This window comes from Elusimicrobiota bacterium, from assembly GCA_041660925.1.
Classification (GTDB): domain Bacteria; phylum Elusimicrobiota; class Elusimicrobia; order UBA1565; family UBA1565; genus JBAZUV01.
Genome location: JBAZVI010000002.1, coordinates 60,651 through 77,310, shown reverse-complemented (window position 1 = coordinate 77,310; position 16,660 = coordinate 60,651). Strand labels below are relative to the sequence as shown.

At 64.0% G+C, this 16,660-nt stretch carries 16 protein-coding genes; 14 read left to right on the top strand and 2 right to left on the bottom strand.

What is annotated here, in order from left to right:
• The first annotated feature begins 107 nt into the window (after positions 1 to 107).
• The 14 genes from WC969_02930 to WC969_02865 all read left to right on the top strand — a co-directional run bounded on the left by WC969_02930 (position 108) and on the right by WC969_02865 (position 15,440).
• Complete coding sequence (locus WC969_02930) at positions 108 to 1,136, top strand: DegT/DnrJ/EryC1/StrS family aminotransferase (protein ID MFA6028791.1); 1,029 nt, start codon at positions 108 to 110, stop codon at positions 1,134 to 1,136.
• Positions 1,051 to 2,103, top strand: a complete 1,053-nt coding sequence (locus WC969_02925; GenBank protein MFA6028790.1) for a DUF5107 domain-containing protein — start codon at positions 1,051 to 1,053, stop codon at positions 2,101 to 2,103. The genes WC969_02930 and WC969_02925 overlap by 86 nt, the downstream gene beginning before the upstream one ends.
• Positions 2,076 to 2,882 carry a 3-deoxy-manno-octulosonate cytidylyltransferase gene (gene kdsB, locus WC969_02920; protein ID MFA6028789.1) on the top strand — a complete coding sequence of 269 codons (807 nt, stop codon included), beginning with the start codon at positions 2,076 to 2,078 and terminating at the stop codon, positions 2,880 to 2,882. Before WC969_02925 ends, kdsB begins: the two co-directional genes overlap by 28 nt.
• Complete coding sequence (locus WC969_02915; GenBank protein ID MFA6028788.1) at positions 2,879 to 3,838, top strand: phosphoglycerate dehydrogenase; 960 nt, start codon at positions 2,879 to 2,881, stop codon at positions 3,836 to 3,838. Before kdsB ends, WC969_02915 begins: the two co-directional genes overlap by 4 nt.
• Positions 3,831 to 5,732, top strand: coding sequence for an alcohol dehydrogenase catalytic domain-containing protein (locus WC969_02910; GenBank protein MFA6028787.1), 1,902 nt, complete (start codon positions 3,831 to 3,833; stop codon positions 5,730 to 5,732). The genes WC969_02915 and WC969_02910 overlap by 8 nt, the downstream gene beginning before the upstream one ends.
• Before the next feature lie 21 nt (positions 5,733 to 5,753).
• Positions 5,754 to 7,670: a nucleoside-diphosphate sugar epimerase/dehydratase gene (locus WC969_02905; protein MFA6028786.1), complete on the top strand. Its 1,917-nt coding sequence runs from the start codon at positions 5,754 to 5,756 to the stop codon at positions 7,668 to 7,670.
• Positions 7,667 to 8,716 carry a hypothetical protein gene (locus WC969_02900; protein MFA6028785.1) on the top strand — a complete coding sequence of 350 codons (1,050 nt, stop codon included), beginning with the start codon at positions 7,667 to 7,669 and terminating at the stop codon, positions 8,714 to 8,716. The genes WC969_02905 and WC969_02900 overlap by 4 nt, the downstream gene beginning before the upstream one ends.
• 2 nt (positions 8,717 to 8,718) lie before the next feature.
• Positions 8,719 to 9,873, top strand: a complete 1,155-nt coding sequence (locus tag WC969_02895; protein ID MFA6028784.1) for an acyltransferase — start codon at positions 8,719 to 8,721, stop codon at positions 9,871 to 9,873.
• A 76-nt stretch (positions 9,874 to 9,949) separates the two neighbouring features.
• Positions 9,950 to 10,180 (top strand): hypothetical protein, encoded by a 231-nt coding sequence (locus WC969_02890; GenBank protein MFA6028783.1) that lies wholly within the window; start codon positions 9,950 to 9,952, stop codon positions 10,178 to 10,180.
• A gap of 35 nt (positions 10,181 to 10,215) precedes the next feature.
• Positions 10,216 to 11,226 carry a GDP-mannose 4,6-dehydratase gene (gene gmd / locus WC969_02885; protein MFA6028782.1) on the top strand — a complete coding sequence of 337 codons (1,011 nt, stop codon included), beginning with the start codon at positions 10,216 to 10,218 and terminating at the stop codon, positions 11,224 to 11,226.
• 277 nt (positions 11,227 to 11,503) lie between these two features.
• Positions 11,504 to 12,169 carry a hypothetical protein gene (locus WC969_02880; protein ID MFA6028781.1) on the top strand — a complete coding sequence of 222 codons (666 nt, stop codon included), beginning with the start codon at positions 11,504 to 11,506 and terminating at the stop codon, positions 12,167 to 12,169.
• A gap of 78 nt (positions 12,170 to 12,247) precedes the next feature.
• Positions 12,248 to 13,561 (top strand): hypothetical protein, encoded by a 1,314-nt coding sequence (locus tag WC969_02875; protein ID MFA6028780.1) that lies wholly within the window; start codon positions 12,248 to 12,250, stop codon positions 13,559 to 13,561.
• Positions 13,562 to 13,587: 26 nt separating this feature from the next.
• Positions 13,588 to 14,418, top strand: coding sequence for a hypothetical protein (locus WC969_02870; protein MFA6028779.1), 831 nt, complete (start codon positions 13,588 to 13,590; stop codon positions 14,416 to 14,418).
• A 32-nt stretch (positions 14,419 to 14,450) separates the two neighbouring features.
• Positions 14,451 to 15,440, top strand: a complete 990-nt coding sequence (locus WC969_02865; protein ID MFA6028778.1) for a hypothetical protein — start codon at positions 14,451 to 14,453, stop codon at positions 15,438 to 15,440.
• A gap of 69 nt (positions 15,441 to 15,509) precedes the next feature.
• On the opposite strand, the gene WC969_02860 is transcribed toward WC969_02865, so the two are convergent.
• Both WC969_02860 and WC969_02855 read right to left on the bottom strand, forming a co-directional pair.
• Positions 15,510 to 15,917, bottom strand: coding sequence for a PilZ domain-containing protein (locus WC969_02860; protein ID MFA6028777.1), 408 nt, complete (start codon positions 15,915 to 15,917; stop codon positions 15,510 to 15,512).
• 104 nt (positions 15,918 to 16,021) lie between these two features.
• A complete protein-coding gene (locus WC969_02855; GenBank protein MFA6028776.1) occupies positions 16,022 to 16,558 on the bottom strand; it encodes a PilZ domain-containing protein in 537 nt (178 codons plus the stop codon).
• Between the last annotated feature and the right edge of the window lie 102 nt (positions 16,559 to 16,660).

The window sequence follows — 16,660 nt, the reverse complement described above, 5'->3', positions numbered from 1 at the left end:
TACCTTATAGCTGCATCAAACTGAGTCGGACGGGATTGCCTCATCGAAGAGGCAATTTTGTACGATTTCACGAACAGCATGGAGCATCCGGCGAGGCGGGAGGACCGATGAATATCGTCTCATTCCCCGATTGTCTTGTGGCCTCATACCTGCGCAAGGCCGAGGAGCTTTTTAAGACAGGCAAGGTCGCGGAAGGACACTTCTATCAGGAATCCTCCCGAGAGTTCCTTCCGGGGAAGGACTCGGTCCCCGTTTGTTCTGGAGGGGCCGCGATTTTCTGCCTGTTGGCATACTACAAATATGCCTGCTCGAAGACTCACGTCATCATCCAATCGAACACGATGCGAGCGCTCTACACGGTCCCGAAGCTGTTGGGGATGGAGGTCCTCGTCGCCGATTCCGCCACAAAAGACTTCCTGGCGATGACTCCCGAATCTCTTGCCTCGACGGTCGCTGCCCTCCCGGACCCACGCGCCGCCGTAGTCGTCTACTCGGTGATCGGAGGATTCCTATCACCCTCATACCGCGAGATCGAATCCTACTGCGAGAAGAACCGAATACCTCTCATCGTGGATGCCGCCCACGCACACTACCTCGAGGGAGTTCTCGGATCGGCGTATGCCGACCTCGCGTTCTCATTCTATGCTACGAAGATCCTCCCATCGGGAGAGGGAGGCCTCGTTTCCACACGGCGAGCGGACGTCTATTCCTGGGTCCGACGCTTCCTAATCTACGACAAGCATGACATGACGCTCTCATACGGACTGAATCTCCGTGCGAATGAACTGACTGCCTGCCTGATTCACATGCTGATGACGGGCCCTGAACTCCGTGAATACTACCGGGACAAACGGGTCGAGATCGCCTCCGCGTACAGGAGGCTTTGTGAAGCGCATGGGGTCGCGTATCTCGATTTCAAGAAGGCAGACGATTACAATGGCTACAAGTTCGTCATCCTTGACAAGTTCGAGGACGTCGCCGCCAAGAACACGCTTCTAACGCGATTCGGGAAGACCACGCCGGTGTTCGAGACGGACGTCCGCGGGGGGGATGGCACGCTCCCTCATTGGTGCCCCCCGACATATGTCGCACTCCATCACGAGATCTGCACTGCGGAGAGCCCGGCGAAGGGCTGACTACGCTAGAGCGAATCCCTCCATGCCAAACGGGAAGATGACGGTGCGCACGAAAGGCCACTGCGGCAGCGCCGCTCACCGTGTCATTCGCCTTGAAAACCCCCGAATGCACGCCGACATCCTTCCGGATTTCGGCGCGAAGATTTGGAGTTTGGTCGACAAGGCCACGGGAACCGAATGGATCTGGCGGAACCCGCACGTCGGCCTGCAGCGCCCGCACGAAAGCGCCGGATACGACGACCATTGGTCCGGCGGCTGGGAAGAGCTTTTCCCGAATGACGCGGAATGCTCGTTTCAGGGCCGAAGATTACCGGATCATGGGGAATGGTGGTCGCGGGCATGGGATTGCGAGGAGACAGAGCGTTGCGCTCAGATGACCCTGAGGACAGCCTCCGTCCCCGCCTACTGCGAGAAGACCGTCTCCATGGACCCGGAAGCGGCACGGATGGACATCCGCTACCGGATCCGCAATCTCGATGACAAACCCTTGCGCTTTCTCTTCAAACAGCACCTCCCCATCGCGGTGACACCTCATCATCGTCTAGAGCTCCCTGGAGGGACTGTCCTCCCCATCGAAGAAGGCTTCGGGACTCGAATCGTCTCTGGCGGGGGTTTCACTTGGCCGCTCGCCCCAGGCCCAGAAGGGCGCCGAGTAAACCTCGAAGAGCTGCCCTCTCCCGAGCATAAGCACCGCGATTTCCTCTGCGTCCGAGACCTCCCAGCGGGCTGGTGCGGAGTCAGGGATTCGCGTACGGGACGCCGCATCCGCCTGCACTTTCCTCTTCACGTATTTCCCTTCACTTGGCTATTCATGACCTTCGGAGGCTGGCGGGACCTTTACACCGTGGTCCTCGAACCTTGCACGAACATGCCGAAGGATCTGGGCGCGGCGCTCAAGAACGGCACTTGCGCGGAACTTCTCCCGGGAGGCACACTCGAATGCCAGGTCTCCGTCGAGCTGAGTTGAACCGCACGGATGCGGAGGTCCTCTGCGTCATCCCCGCGAGGATGGCATCGACCCGCTTCCCGGGGAAGCCGCTCGCCCGCATCGCCGGCCTGCCGATGATCGAGCATGTATGGAGGAGAGTCCGGCGCTGTCCGATGATCTCCAGAGTCCTCATCGCGACCTGCGACAAGGAGATCGCCCGCGCCGCCGCCGCCTTCGGTGCCCAGGCCGTGATGACCTCTCCCTCCCACCAGCGAGCCACCGACCGCGTCGCGGAGATAGCGCGGTCGCGCAAGGAGACGATCATCCTTATGGTCCAGGGCGACGAGCCGCTCATCACCACGCGGATGCTGGAGCAAGCGCTCCTCCCCATGCGGGAGGACCCGAAGGTCCAATGCGTAAACCTGATGGCCCCCATCGATGACGAGCGCGACTTCTCAGACCCCAACACGATCAAGGTCGTGACCGACGAGAGGGGGGACGCCCTCTACTTCTCCAGGGAGCCCATCCCGACGACGGCGCGCGTGAACTTCCGCGATCTGCGGGTCTTCAAGCAGGTATGCGTCATCCCATTCCGCCGGGATGCGCTCCTTGCTTTCGAAAGACTCGAGCCGACCGCCCTCGAAAAGGCAGAATCCATCGACATGCTCCGCTTCGTGGGACACGGGATCCCCGTCCGCATGATTCGCACAAAGGAACGGACACAGTCGGTTGACACGCCGTCCGACCTGCGTCGAGCGGAACGACTGATGCGCAGCGACCCCGCCTTCGCGCAGTACCGTCGAGAGGCATTCCGATGAAGTCTCGCGTCTTAATCTCCGCGCCGTACGTCATGCCCGTCCTCGACATCTACCGTAGGCGCCTCGAGGAGGCCGGTTGCGAGCTTGTCATCGCCAGAGTCCGCGAGCGCCTGACGGAAGGAGAGCTTCTCGAGCTGATCAAGGACGTCGACGGAATCATCTGCGGAGACGACCAGATCACCGCAAAGGTCCTGGACGCCGCTCCGCGACTCAAGGTCATCTCGAAATGGGGAACAGGCATCGATTCGATCGACAAGGTCGCGGCGGCGGCTCGCGGAATCCCCGTTAGAAACACACCCGATGCTTTCACTGAGCCCGTCGCAGACACTGTCCTTGGATACATGCTCCTCTTTGCGCGCGGTCTCGCCCGCATGGATCAGGATATGCGCAATGGCCTTTGGGAGAAGCCCCAACTCTTCGCACTCAAGGAAAAGACCTTGGGAATCATCGGGGTGGGAAACATCGGCCGGGCAGTAGGCCGCCGCGCGGCGGCATTCGGCATGCGCATCCTCGGCTGCGACCCTGTCATCCCGGAAAGAGGTTATCTGGACGCCGTCGGGATGTCGATTGTGAACCGGGAACGACTCCTCGAAGAGTCGGACTTCGTCTCCCTCCACCCCGACCTCAACGAGACCAGCCGCAGTCTCATCGACGCCGCGGCCTTGAAGAGGATGCGCTCTTCGGGGTACCTCATCAACACTTCGAGAGGCCCGGTCGTCGTGGAGTCCGCGCTGGCGCAAGCGCTCGACGAGAGACGACTTGCCGGAGCCGCACTCGATGTCTACGAGCGAGAACCGCTTCCGGCGGACAGCCCGTTGCGCCGCCACAGCAACTGCCTGCTTTCCCCGCACAACGCGAACAGCAGTCCATCCTCCGCGGCAAGGGTCCACGAGAATACGATCCTGAACCTCCTCCGCGTACTCGCTCCGGCCGCCGTCGGGCCCACCGATGCCTGAGACATCGATCATCATCCGCGCATTCAACGAAGAGCGGCATCTGCCGGTCCTGCTCGACGGCCTTGCCGCGCAAAGCTACAGAGACTTTGAGATCATCGTCGTGGATTCCGGCTCCTTCGACCACACCCGGCAAATCGCCTCGGAACGGACGCATCGCCTCGTTCGCCTGACCCGTCACGACTTCACCTTCGGGCACTCCCTCAACGTGGGGATCCAAGCGTCCGAGGGGCGCTTCCTCGCCATCGTCTCCGCACACACCGTTCCCGCGGGCATGCATTGGCTTGAAGAACTGATAAAGCCCCTCCGCGACGGGCGCACCGCGATGGTCTACGGGCGGCAATCCGGCGACGATCGCTCGAAGTTTTCCGAGCAGCTCGACTTCCAGCGCACGTTCGGCGTCGCAGACCGAATCCTGACACCTCCGGACTTCTTCGCCAACAACGCGAACTCGGCGATCCGCCGGGACCTCTGGGAGAAACACCCCTTCGACGAGACCCTGCCGGGGCTCGAGGACATCGAATGGGCGAAGCACTGGATGGAGCAAGGCTTCGTCGTCGTCTACGCCGCCAAGGCCGACATTCGTCATATCCATGACGAGAACTGGAGCCAGGTACGTCGCAGATTCTATCGCGAAGGGCAGGCCGCCAAGTGGATAGGCGTCTTGAACCGCCGGGATCTGCCGGTCGCGTTGGTCCAGGAAGCCCGCCGTACTGCGGGCGACCTTCGCAGGGCAGCGAGAGAAGGGAAACTCCTCACCAAGACCCCGGAGATCCTTCGTTTTCGCTGGGAGAAGCTCCGCGGGACCTGCGCAGGAGTCCTCGACGGCGCCGCGATGGACAACCCCCTCAAGCGCGAGCGCCTTTTCTTCGACCGTCGTTCGCGGGCCGTCGTCGTCCGCGGGCCGCGTGACGCGGCGTACGTCGACATCGAACTGCCAGAGATCCGCCCCGGAGACGTGCTCATCCGCGTCGCCTTCGAGGGCGTCTGCGGAACTGACCTCGACATCTACCACGGCTCCCTCGGATACTATAGGACCGGCCTTGCCCGTTATCCCATCGTCCCTGGGCATGAGTTCTCCGGCACCGTGGTCGCAGCGGGGCCGCGCGTCGAGAACGTCGCGGAAGGAGACCTCGTCGTCGCTGAGTGCATCCAGGGCTGCGGCGATTGCGGACCCTGCCAGCGCGGGAACGCCATTGGCTGTTCTCAAAGGGCTGAAGTGGGTGTGATGGGACGCGACGGCGGGTATTCCGAATACGTCGTCGTGCCGGGGCGATTCGTCCATCGCATCCCTCCAGAGGTTTCGCTTCGAGCGGCCTGTCTATGCGAGCCCACGGCGGTTGTCTTGAAGGCCCTGCGTCGCCTCGATGCTTCGACACACGGCGCTCGTGGAGTACTTCGCCATGCAGTCATCGGCGCCGGCCCCATCGGGCATCTCGCCGCGAAAGTCCTGTCACTGCGCGGCGAATCCGTGACGACCTTCGACCGCAACGAAGGACGCCTAAGCGTCCTCAAGGAGGCGGGAATCGCCGTATCGACAGACCTCGCAGCCCTTGCGGATTTCGACATCCTCATCGAGGCGACAGGAGATGTCGGCGCATTGCACTCGGCGCTATCGAAGAGCCGCGCGGGCGCCACCCTGCTCCTCCTGGGCTTTCCCTACGCAGAGGTCCCCTTCAATTTCGAGTCCATCGTCGGCAGTGACAAGTCCGTCATCGGCTCCGTTGGAAGCAGCGGGGAAGACTTCGAGGAGGCCCTGAAGATCCTAGCACGACTCTCCCCGGAATCTATGCTTTCCGAACCCCTCCCGCTAGCGGAGTTCTCGCGCGCATGGGAACTGTCGGAGTCCGGGGCTGGAGTGAAGACCCTGCTCCGCGTCGACAGCACCGCCCGGTGAATACTCCTCTATCCGCCGGATATGCTCACCCGAGCCGAACGGCTCGGCACCCGAGATACCTCGAGTTCTGCGACCATGTATAAGAGACTCATTGCATTCAGCCGCCCCTTAGTCCTCTTCGCGGACATCTCGGCTTTCCTCGTCTCCTACGCTCTTGCATTCCTTCTCCGATTCGACTTCCAGGTGCCCGGGCATGAGTTGAGCATCTGCGCGTCGACGATCGGGATCGTCGTCCTTCTCCGCACCGGAGCCTTCGCGTACTTCGGAGCCTACGCCGGCGTCTGGCGCTATGCGAGCATGTCGGACTTGAACGCCCTGTTCAAGGCCGTCAGCTCCAGCCAGATCTTCATCATCGCCTCGCTCATGCTCATCCAGCACCCGCGATTCCCGAGATCGGTGCTCTTCATCGACCCGCTCCTTACCCTCATCCTGGTCGGCTCGATCCGGTTCGCCATCCGGCTCACGCGCGAATGGCGCTATCAGCAGGACACTTCGAGCCTACCCAGAGTGCTCATCTTCGGCGCCGGAGACCTGGGGGAAAGCATCGTGCGCGACATGCAACGCCGAGACTACAAGACGCACAGGGTCATCGGCTTCATCGATGACGATCCTGCCAAGCTCCACCGGAGCATCCATGGAATCGCCATCCTCGGCTGCCGTCAAGATCTGCCGAGGATCATCGCCCAGAAGCAGATCGATGAGATCGTCGTGGCCGTGAACCACTCTCGCGGCCCGCTGATCAAGAGTCTTATGGAAATCTGCCCCCACTCAGACGGCTTCAAAGTCCAGTTCAAGACAGTCCCCACCCTCGAGGAAACCCTGCGCAAGGACAACTCTCAGCCCCGCGGCATGCGCAAGATCGAGCTCGCCGACCTCCTCCCTCGCAAGTCTGTGAAGACCGACCTCGCCTCGGTCCGAGGCATCCTTCAGGGCAAGACCGTACTGGTGACCGGCGCGGGGGGGACCATCGGCTCGGAGCTCGCTAGGCAGATTATGCGATTCGGTCCCTCGAAGCTCCTGCTTCTGGAGAAGCACAACACCGACTTGTTCTACATCGACCGGGAGCTTTCCGCCATGAACTCCGTCGTCACGCGCCTCGCCATCGCGGGCGACGTCGGAGACGCCGACCTGCTGGAAAACCTCTTCGTCACACACAGGCCACAACTGGTCTTCCATGCCGCCGCGCATAAGCACGTCCCGCTCATGGAATCGAATCCCCAGGAAGCGGTCAAGAACAACACCCTCTGCACCCATCTCCTCGCCGAGAAGTGCGCCCGGCACGGCGTCGAGCGCTTCCTCTTCATATCGACGGACAAGGCCGTCCGCCCCACCAGTGTCATGGGCGTCTCGAAGCGCATGGCGGAAATGATCATCCGGGCGTTCTCCGGGACGTCTTCGACGAAGTTCATATCGGTCCGATTCGGCAACGTCTTGGGGAGTTCCGGCAGCGCGATCAACATCTTCAAGGAGCAGATCGCCCAGGGAGGTCCGGTCACGGTCACGCATCCTGATGTGACCCGCTACTTCATGACCACGGAAGAGGCCGTCCAGCTCATCCTTCATGCAGCCTTCCTGGGCAGAGGCGGGGAGATCTTCGTGCTGAACATGGGCGAACCCGTCAAAGTGTTGGACGTCGCACGCAACCTCATCCTTCTCTCGGGATTCGAACCCGATCGCGACATCAAGATCGTCTTCACAGGGATGCGTCCCGGAGAGAAGATGTACGAGGAGCTGTTTCGTCCACACGATGTGCGCATGGACACCGGGCACCCCGACATCTTCGCCGCCGTCCCCGAAGAGGCCGACCTCTCGATCTTGCGCGACCAGATCAGCGAACTTAAGCGCTTGTGCTCGCTTGCGGACTCTGCGCCCATCCGGAACATGATGAAAGACTTGGTCCCTGCATACCAGCCCGCAGCACCCACCCGGTCGCCGTGAAGAGACTCTTCATCGGACTTCTCATCATAACCTGCGGCTGCTCTCGAAAACCGTCCGCCCCGGGGCAATGGTTCCCGCTCGGCCTATTTGGGGTCGACGACCCGGCTGCCGTCGCGCTACTGAGCAGGGAAGGTTTCAACGCGCTCCAGAGTTATTCGCGGGAGCCCTCGACCCTCCACGCGATTGCATCGGCGGCTCGGAAGGAGCGGATGCGGATTCTCGTCCATCCACACGAACTTCTGACCTCCACCGTCTCGACGAAAGGGTTCCCACTCGCCGCCTGGTATCTCCAGGACGAACCCGACGTCGCCAGGACCCCTCCGGAAGAGCTCGCCGCCTTCGAGCGTAAAGTGAAGGGCTGGTCCCACGGAGCGCCCACGGCCTTCGTCGTCGGTCGGGGAGCTTCCGCCGAGCGCTACTCGGCCAGCGGCGACGCCCTGATGGTGGATTGGTACCCAGTGCCCCATCGGCCCCTCGAATCACTAGGTGAACAGGTGAGGATGACCGTCGCCGCAGCAAATGGGAAGCCGGTATGGGCGGTTCTGCAAGCGATGGATTGGCGCGATTATCTAAAACCCCCGTCGGGGAAACCGGCCATCGGCCGCTTCCCTGACATTCTTGAGCTCCGGTTCATGAGTTATCACGCCATTCTCGAAGGGGCAAAGGGCCTTTGGTTCTACACCTACCGCCGGCCGAATGGAGCGGTACTCTCCGACGCTCCCGCGCTATGGTTCGCCCTGACCTGGGTGGTCCGGGAACTCGCCGTTATGCGGCCGATCCTCGAGAAAGGAACTCCGAAGCCGCCTCCGTTTGCAAACCTCGCCGCTGGCCTCAAGGCGAAAGCCTGGCGCTACCGCCTGCGCGACTACATCGTCATCGCGAATACCACCAGCCGCTACATCGAATGCCCGCAGGCACTCTTCGATCGGCACTGGATCCCGCTCTTCGAGCCGCGCCGCTACCTGCCGGAACTCCTGATCGAGATGGGCGGGCGCCATCTTATGCGCCCCTATCAGATCCTCGTATTCCGAAGCCGCATCTTCTAGCGATGCAACGCGAAAAGGATGCGCGTTCATTCTTACAAGGGCATCTCCCGACTTTGGATGGATGGAGAGGCGTCGCTATACTCCTCGTCTTGGTCGCCCATGCCAGCGCAGCCATGCCGACCCCACCCGGCAGAGTCCTCTCCTGGATTTTCGATAATATCCTGCGCAACGGCAGTTGCGGGGTGGACCTTTTTTTTACGCTCAGTGGTTTTCTCATCACGAACAGACTGATACGCGATAAACGGAAAATCGGAGATTTCGCCCTTCTGCCTTTTTATCTCCGTCGAGCATTCCGAATCATCCCCGCATACGCGTTATTCCTATTCATTTTGGCGGTTATCTCGATACTCTTTGGAGTGAATGTCTCTCGCGGAGAATGGATGACTTGTCTTCTCCACATTCGCAACCTGCTCACATATGCGCCGGGACACGGATGGTACACCGCGCACATATGGTCGCTATCCATCGAAGAACAGTTCTACTTGCTTTGGCCTGTATGTCTCGCGATGCTGGGCATACGGAATGGAAGGACCGCTCTCGTTCTTGCCGTACTCATTCTCCCGATCTGGAGGAATCTCGATGGGCAATTCGGGATCGTCGATGCGTTTATACCCGGCCTCAACCGCTCCGCACGGACGGATCTGAGGTTCGACGGCCTGCTTTGGGGATGCCTCACCGCGATTCTATTCGAGTATCCCACGTGGCTAGCACGCTCCCGACGCGTCCTTTCCCCATCGAAGTTCCCACTCCTTTTCTTCGGCTTCTTTGCGATCGTCATCTTTCGTCCTCCGCTCATGACGATGCTCCTTGGGATATCCGCTGCCGCGCTGGTCGCATGCACGATGCTGAATCCCCACACCTTGGCAGGTCGCATGCTGGAATTGCCGTGGCTGCGCTGGGTAGGGAGAATCTCTTACGGCCTCTACCTCTGGCAACAGATATTCCTCGTAAGCGGGTCGGAGCTCGCAGGACGGCCGCTGGGTCTCGCACAGGCATTCCCTTTGAACGTCCTTGCGGCGTTCATCTGCGCCACAATCAGTTTCTATCTGCTTGAGCGGCCGATGCTTCGACGCGGACATGAGCTAGCACTATTGCATGAGCAGAAATCAAAGCCCTCGACGCTCCCATGCCATCGGGATGAAGAGATGCTCCTGTAATTTGTAGGATGCACCGTCCTTCCGCGCACATCCGACTCTCGCTCCAAACGGAGAGAGACAACAGAGAAATGTGCCTATGCCCTCTTCCCGCTGGGAACGCGTATTATACCGTCGCAAATTCATCGGGAAGGTCACGCGCGACGGTGTCGTCTACAAGAAGTACATGAAGGTGCGGCGCTTCCACGCCACGCAACTCCGACTTATCCTCATCCTGCTCGCCGGGCTCATCGCTGCAAAATTCGTAGCGCGTTTCCTCGCCGGTTTAGACTCCCCGCCTGCCACTATCGATTCGCTTCCACTCGAGTAGCTCCTCGGACGAAAACTGCTAGAATCGCGGACGACATGGCAACGAAAAAGGCGCTGATCACGGGCATCACGGGGCAGGACGGGTCCTATCTGGCGGAGCTCCTGCTGGAGAAGGGCTACGAGGTGCACGGGGTCATCCGGCGCTCGAGCTCGTTCAACACCGAGCGCATCGACCACATCTTCCGCGACCCGCACACCGAGGGCGTGAAGCTCTTCCTGCACTACGGGGACTTGAGCGACTCCTCGGGCCTGAACCACATCCTGCGCAAGCTCGTGCCCGACGAGATCTACCACCTGGGCGCCCAGAGCCACGTGCGCGTGAGCTTCGACACTCCCGAGTACACCGGCGACGTGACGGGCCTGAGCACGACCCGCCTCCTCGACGCCATCCGCGACACGGGCATCCCGACGCGCTTCTACCAGGCCTCGAGCTCCGAGATGTTCGGCAAGGCGCAGCAGGTGCCGCAGACGGAGGCCACGCCCTTCTACCCGCGCAGCCCCTACGCCTGCGCCAAGGTCTACGCCTACTGGACCACGGTGAACTACCGCGAGGCGTACGGCATCTACGCCGCCAACGGCATCCTCTTCAACCACGAGTCCCCGCGCCGCGGCGGGACCTTCGTGACCCGCAAGATCACGATGGCGCTGGCCAACATCCTGGCCAAGAAGCAGGAACACCTGCACCTGGGGAACCTCGACTCCAAGCGCGACTGGGGCTACGCCAAGGACTTCGTCGAGGCGATGTGGCTCATGCTCCAGCAGCCCAAGGCCGACGACTTCGTCATCGCCACCGGCGAGACCCACACCGTGCGCGAGTTCCTCGACGAGGCCTTCGGGCTCGTCGAGCTCGACCCGAAGGACTTCGTCCGCTACGACCCGCGCTACCTGCGCCCGACCGAGGTGGACCTCCTCATCGGCGACGCCTCCAAGGCGCGCAAGGCCCTGGGCTGGAAGCCGAAGGTGGGCTTCAAGGAGCTCGTGCGCCTCATGGTGCGCGAGGACCTCAAACTCGCCGGCCTCGACCCCGACAAGCTCATAAAGAAATGACCGCCTCTCGACCAAGAAAAGCCGCGGCCTCTTCTGCGCGTCCCCGCAAGTCGGCAAGGCAGAAGATGGCGCATTTCTGGGAGAATCGTTCGAAGATCGCCTTCGAGCTGGACCTGAAGAGCTCGCGCTCCCGCTAGGGAGCATCAGCTTTCATCCCTTCTCCCGTCCGGCCGCGCTTCCCTCAATGGAACTATTCGCACCTCTCAATCGTAACTTGGGCAGACCCGGGCAAGTATGGGACCTTGGGCCCTTATCCGAAAAGAGGGGAACTGCTACCATGGAAGACGACATGAAGAGCGCCGAACTCAACGCTCCCGCCACCAAACGCGATCTGCAAGCACTCTCCACCGCGTCCAAGCGCGATCTGCAAGCGCTCTCCACCGCGACCAAGCGCGATCTGCAAGCACTCTCCACCGCGACCAAGCGCGATCTGCAAGCACTCTCCACCGCGACCAAGCGCGATCTGCAAGCACTCTCCACCGCGTCCAAGCGCGATCTGCAAGCGCTGGCCATCGCGACCAAGAATGACATCCAGCAGCTTGGCATCGCCATGAAGCGGGACATCGCAGACATGGCGACGAAGACTGAACTTGCGCCCATGAAAGCCGACATCAGCACCCTGAAAGCCGATGTCAGCACGCTGAAGACCGATGTCAGCTGGCTGAGGGCCGATGGGGAAAGCCACAAGGCCATCACCAACCGCATCGCTGGGATGGTCGTCTCCCTTCAAAAAGAATTGAAGGCGATGCGCACGGAGTTCACCACGAAGAAGGACTTCGCGGAGCTCAAGGACTACATCCGCGTCGCCCTCCAGCGGATGGCGAGCAACGACGAGAAGACCATCATGAACGACCACATCCTCTCCGAGCACGGGAAGACGATCCGAAGCCACGATGCGCGCCTGACGAAGCTCGAAGGACCTCCCAAACCGCCCCTTCACTGACAATATAGGCCCGGAGGCCCTGTATCGGGAGGCCCGCGCGGCCCTGCCCCCTGGACCTCTCCGGAGCAAGAGTATGCCATGCCCTTCGGAGAGGTCTCCTGGAGGCGCAAAGCGGCGGCCGGACTGGGCGGCCTGCTGGCGGGGCTCTCGTTCGCCCTGCTCCTGCTCCCCGAAAACGACCTGCCGCCCTTCCTGAGCGATTGCCGGACATTGAGCGCGCTGCGTTCGCTGCTGCCGGGCGCTCCGCCGAGGAAGGGCGCGGTGCCAAACCCGCCCCGTCCGGAGGCGTCGTCGCCTACTCCCGAGCGGGTGGAAGCCTTCTACCGCGAGGACCTGACTCGGCTCGAGCGGGCGCTCGCCCGGCTCTCAGAGCACAGCTCGGCCCGGGCCCGCGCGACGGACTCCGCCCGTCCGCGCGAAGGAGAAGCTCTGCGCGACGCCGTGGGCGCGGGGGCCTTCTCGGACCTGTCGGCCCGCGCATCCCGGGCGGGGGAATGGACGCGCGCCAACGATGCGGATGCCCCCGCGCAAGCGGGGGGGGACTCCCACGCTTCAGGAGGAGCCTCCTCCGAGCGCGTGCGCGGACAGAGAGCTGGACACCGCCGCAACGGCGGCTCCACGCACGGGACCGACATCGACGATTGGCGCGAAGTCGAAGCGGTCGAGGCCCGCGCGGACTTCGAGGGCCGGATGGCGCCGCTGCCGGAGCCCCTGCTCGCGGCCCTGCGCGCCCCGAAGAAGGCCGCGTCGAAGCCTGCGAAGAAGAGTCGTCCCTTCGAGTTCCGGCCGCCGACCCTCAAGCACTGGCTGGGGAAGGACCCCTTCGACCCGCCGACGGGGAAGCTCGCCGCGCCGAGCTTCGCCCACCTCAGGGCGCTCACCCCGGCGGCCCTGCCCGACGGGACGCCGGTACGCGCGAGCGTCCCGCCGCCGGCCTTCATCGAGCGCCTCGAGCCGCCGGACGCCGAACCGGCCTATGCGGCCTGGCGCGCCGCCGACGGCGGCGCGCGCAAGCCGCACTGGCACGCGGGGAAGAACGCCGCGTGGCTGCACGCGGGCGCGGCCTGGGGCGCTGGCCGGGAGGGCCGCTGGGCCTGGCTCATCCGCAAGGGCGCGCGCTGGTGGACGCCGACGAGCGGAAGTCCTCGGATGGTGCGCCATCAGGACCGCTGGTGGTGGCGCACGCGCGACGGCTGGTTCGTGCTCCACGACGGGGAGCCCTGGCTGCGCCGGCGCTTCGCCGAGTGGGCCCGCGAGGGGCTCATCCACCCGGCCACCGGCACGCGCATCGTCTACAGCGCCGACGGCCTGCGCGTGGCCGTCGTCACCCCCGGCGAGGGCTGGGCGGTGTTCGATGCACGCACGGGCGAGTTACTGGCTGCTGGCCAGTAACGAGCCGTATGCTAGAATCCCCACCAATGGAAGCCCTCGCCGCCGTCGTCCTCGCAACCTCCACGCTCCTTTCGACCGCCGCCCCGATCACCCTGACGCCGCCCGAAGGCTACAAGGCCAGCGACGCCCGGCTCGGCGCGCCGATCGTCGCCGTCTTCTCCAAGCGGCTGCACGACGGGGAGGCCGCGCTCATCGTCGAGCGCTACGCGGCGGAGGACCCCGACGGCGACCCCGCCGTCTTCGCGCGCAACCTCGGCGCCGGCGCGCGCCGCGCCGTCCGGAAGATCGGGGGCCGCGCCTTCGAGCTCTACGAGGGCATCGACGTCGAGACCTTCACCCGCCAGGTCCAGCAGGGCGATCCGTACGCGGAGACGCTGGGCACCTCGCCCTCGCCTCCCCGCCTGAGCTTCTTCGAATCCCGCCGCTTCCCCAAAGGCGGCGACGCCTACCGGCTCTACCGCTGCATCGAGCTCGACGCCTGGCGCACCCTGCGCCGCTACCGGAGCCTCAAGGCCGGCGAGGGGGACCTCGCGGAGTTCCGCTCCCGCCTGAGTCCCGTGCAGCGGCAGGTAGTCTCCACCTGCTTCGGGACCGGCATCCTGATGGCGATGGCCGAGGGCGAGCAGGTCCCGGACATCCCGAAGCCGAGCATGTACCGCCTGCGCATCATGGCCCGCGACGAGTGGCAGTACGGCTCGACCCGCAAGGTGGAGCGCGAGAGCGTCCACCTGCGCCCCATCCGCGGCGGAGGCTTCTACGCGCTGCGCCTGCGCGCCCCCCGCGAGGCCTTCTCCGGAGAGAAGGACGCCTTCGACGCCTTCCTCACGGCCTTCGCCCCGCCCGACGCGGCGCCGTGATGTCCTCCCGCGGAGTTTGTTAGAATCCGGTCATGATCCTCCGCCTCCTCGCGCTCCTCGCCGTCCTCGCCGCGCCCTGCGCCGCCGAGACCGGCTACGTCGGGATGGACGACGGGCGGCCCCAAGCCCGCGGCGTCGACGGGACGCTCTACACGGTGGGGGACGTCGTCGCCGGAAACCCGAAGACCGCCGAACCGCGGCGCTCCTCTTCGAACATCTTCCCGGTCTACGCGTTCGACGGGCGCTGGCTGCTCCTCGACCGGAGCGCGGGAAAGGGCCGCATCGCCAAGGGCAGCCGCCTCCTCGTCATCGGCAGCGCGGGCATCGAGGAGTTCACGGCCGCGAAGTCGAGCGCCAACTGGGGAGCCGCGTGCACGGACCGCAAGCCCTCCCGCGTGCGCGCCTGGTGGCTCAAGGGGGAGAGCCGGGAGGCCTTCGCGACGGTCGGGACCCCCGTCGTCGCCATCCTCCTCAAGGAGAACGCGGCGTTCGACCTCTCCAAGGCGCACTTCTACGCCCTCAAGAACGAGGTCCGCGAGAGCATCTACCAGCGCCTCGACTTCGCCATCCGCAAGGCGAACGTGGAGGACCTCAAGACCGGCTCCTTCGCCGTGAAGCCGGGCGACGACGAGGGCCGGAACTTCGCGGCCGACCCCGACCCTCTGCGCCTGCAGATGAAGATCGACTTCGGCTCGCGCCTGCGCGTGAAGGGGCTCAAGGACGCTTTCCTCCTCGTCGAGGGCACGCAGGTCTCCCAGACCTACCGCCGCTGCATGCGGCTCTTCGAAGGGAAAGACATGCTCGGGGGCTGCGTCGCGATGCCCAACGTCCTCATGGCGGAGACCCGCGCGCTCGAGTTCGTGGCCTACGACCCCACCCGGGGAGGCAGCCCCTTCGTCCTCGCCTACACGACGAAGGAGCCGCTCTGGGGCCACGAGCGCTGGGGCTTCCGAGTCACCCCGCAGGGCCCTTTGCCGTTCCTCATGGACGCGCTCGACCCCCGCTGCAGGGAAAACTTCTAGACCCGTCGTCTCCTCCCGGACAAAGAGGGAAGCCCTTCGTGCCAAGGGCTTCCCTGTTGCGTCAGCGGTTCAACGACTGAAGACCGAGTCGAGGATGGCCAGCGCGAGGATGGTCGGCGCGAGCACGATGAGAAGGCGGTCGAAGACGCGCAGGGCGTTGAAGGACCAGGGCTCCAGGAAGAGGCGCATGCGCCGCCGGGCGAGGTAGCCCGGGTCCCGGAGCTCCACGCCGCAGCGCCAGCCCAGATGGTGGGGGGCGAGCCAGCGGACGACCGCGACTCCGTCCACGGGTCCTGCGGGGAGGTCCATGCGGAAGGCGATCTTCTGTCCGACCTTCAGGGGCTCGGAGAGCTGGAACCCCAGGCCGCCCATGCTGATATCGATGACATGGAGGACGCTGCAGGGGTTCTGGCCCCGCAGCTGTACGCTGACTTCCTGGTCGTATCGGTGATGCCGGCGCCGATCCGTTTCCGCCATGGCGCGCCCTCCCGTCAGGGATAGCGTGCCCCGAACGGCCCATGACGACATGGGACTAAAGGCCTATATGGGTCCCAAACGCGACAATCACGTTTCGGGCGCTCTTACGACCGGAAAGAGGCCCAGAGCCCGGCGAGGCAGCCGCCGAAGATGAGGACGTAGGGGAGGGCTCCGACGACGGAGGAGCGCACGGCGTCGCTGCCGGCCATGAGGTCGGCGAAGACCAGGACGAGGACGATGCTCGCGCCGGCCTGCAGGAACAGCCCCACGCGGTCGACTTCGGGCGCCGGCTCGAGCAGAGAGGCGATGCCTGCCCGGTCGCGTCGGGCGAGCCCCTCGAACTCGAGACCGTAGGAGTTGAGGAAGCCCTCCGAACGCGTCCAGCGCACCGTGCACGAGGCGTCGATGCGCCGGCCGCCCGCGAGCGCGAGTTGGACGCCCAGCTTGTCGCCCACGGAGAAGGGGAGGTCCGTGCGCAGGCCGAGGCCGGAGCGGCTCATGTCGGTGAGGAACGCCGGGCGGGGGACGGAGCGGCGGGAACCGTCCAGCAGCGAGAGCTTGAAGTCGCAGAAGTGGCGATGGTCGCGGCGGTTCTCCGCCTTCCCGCCCGCCCGTGTGCGCGGCCACAGCGTGAGGCCCATGTCCTCAGGATAGCCGGCGATGCGCCCGGGATGAAGGGTCGGGAGGCCTTGCGCAAGGTGGGCCCAAGGGCCCCCGGGGACCCGTCGGAACGCCCCGCCGTT

Bases quoted from the DNA above. Each gene is read 5' to 3' on its own strand.
- WC969_02930 (MFA6028791.1), top strand. From the start codon at position 108: ATGAATATCGTCTCATTCCCCGATTGTCTTGTGGCCTCATACCTGCGC.
- WC969_02925 (MFA6028790.1), top strand. From the start codon at position 1,051: ATGGCACGCTCCCTCATTGGTGCCCCCCGACATATGTCGCACTCCATC.
- kdsB (MFA6028789.1), top strand. From the start codon at position 2,076: ATGCCAGGTCTCCGTCGAGCTGAGTTGAACCGCACGGATGCGGAGGTC.
- WC969_02915 (MFA6028788.1), top strand. From the start codon at position 2,879: ATGAAGTCTCGCGTCTTAATCTCCGCGCCGTACGTCATGCCCGTCCTC.
- WC969_02910 (MFA6028787.1), top strand. From the start codon at position 3,831: ATGCCTGAGACATCGATCATCATCCGCGCATTCAACGAAGAGCGGCAT.
- WC969_02905 (MFA6028786.1), top strand. From the start codon at position 5,754: ATGCTCACCCGAGCCGAACGGCTCGGCACCCGAGATACCTCGAGTTCT.
- WC969_02895 (MFA6028784.1), top strand. From the start codon at position 8,719: ATGCAACGCGAAAAGGATGCGCGTTCATTCTTACAAGGGCATCTCCCG.
- WC969_02890 (MFA6028783.1), top strand. From the start codon at position 9,950: ATGCCCTCTTCCCGCTGGGAACGCGTATTATACCGTCGCAAATTCATC.
- gmd (MFA6028782.1), top strand. From the start codon at position 10,216: ATGGCAACGAAAAAGGCGCTGATCACGGGCATCACGGGGCAGGACGGG.
- WC969_02880 (MFA6028781.1), top strand. From the start codon at position 11,504: ATGGAAGACGACATGAAGAGCGCCGAACTCAACGCTCCCGCCACCAAA.
- WC969_02875 (MFA6028780.1), top strand. From the start codon at position 12,248: ATGCCCTTCGGAGAGGTCTCCTGGAGGCGCAAAGCGGCGGCCGGACTG.
- WC969_02870 (MFA6028779.1), top strand. From the start codon at position 13,588: ATGGAAGCCCTCGCCGCCGTCGTCCTCGCAACCTCCACGCTCCTTTCG.
- WC969_02865 (MFA6028778.1), top strand. From the start codon at position 14,451: ATGATCCTCCGCCTCCTCGCGCTCCTCGCCGTCCTCGCCGCGCCCTGC.
- WC969_02860 (MFA6028777.1), bottom strand. From the start codon at position 15,917: ATGGCGGAAACGGATCGGCGCCGGCATCACCGATACGACCAGGAAGTC.
- WC969_02855 (MFA6028776.1), bottom strand. From the start codon at position 16,558: ATGGGCCTCACGCTGTGGCCGCGCACACGGGCGGGCGGGAAGGCGGAG.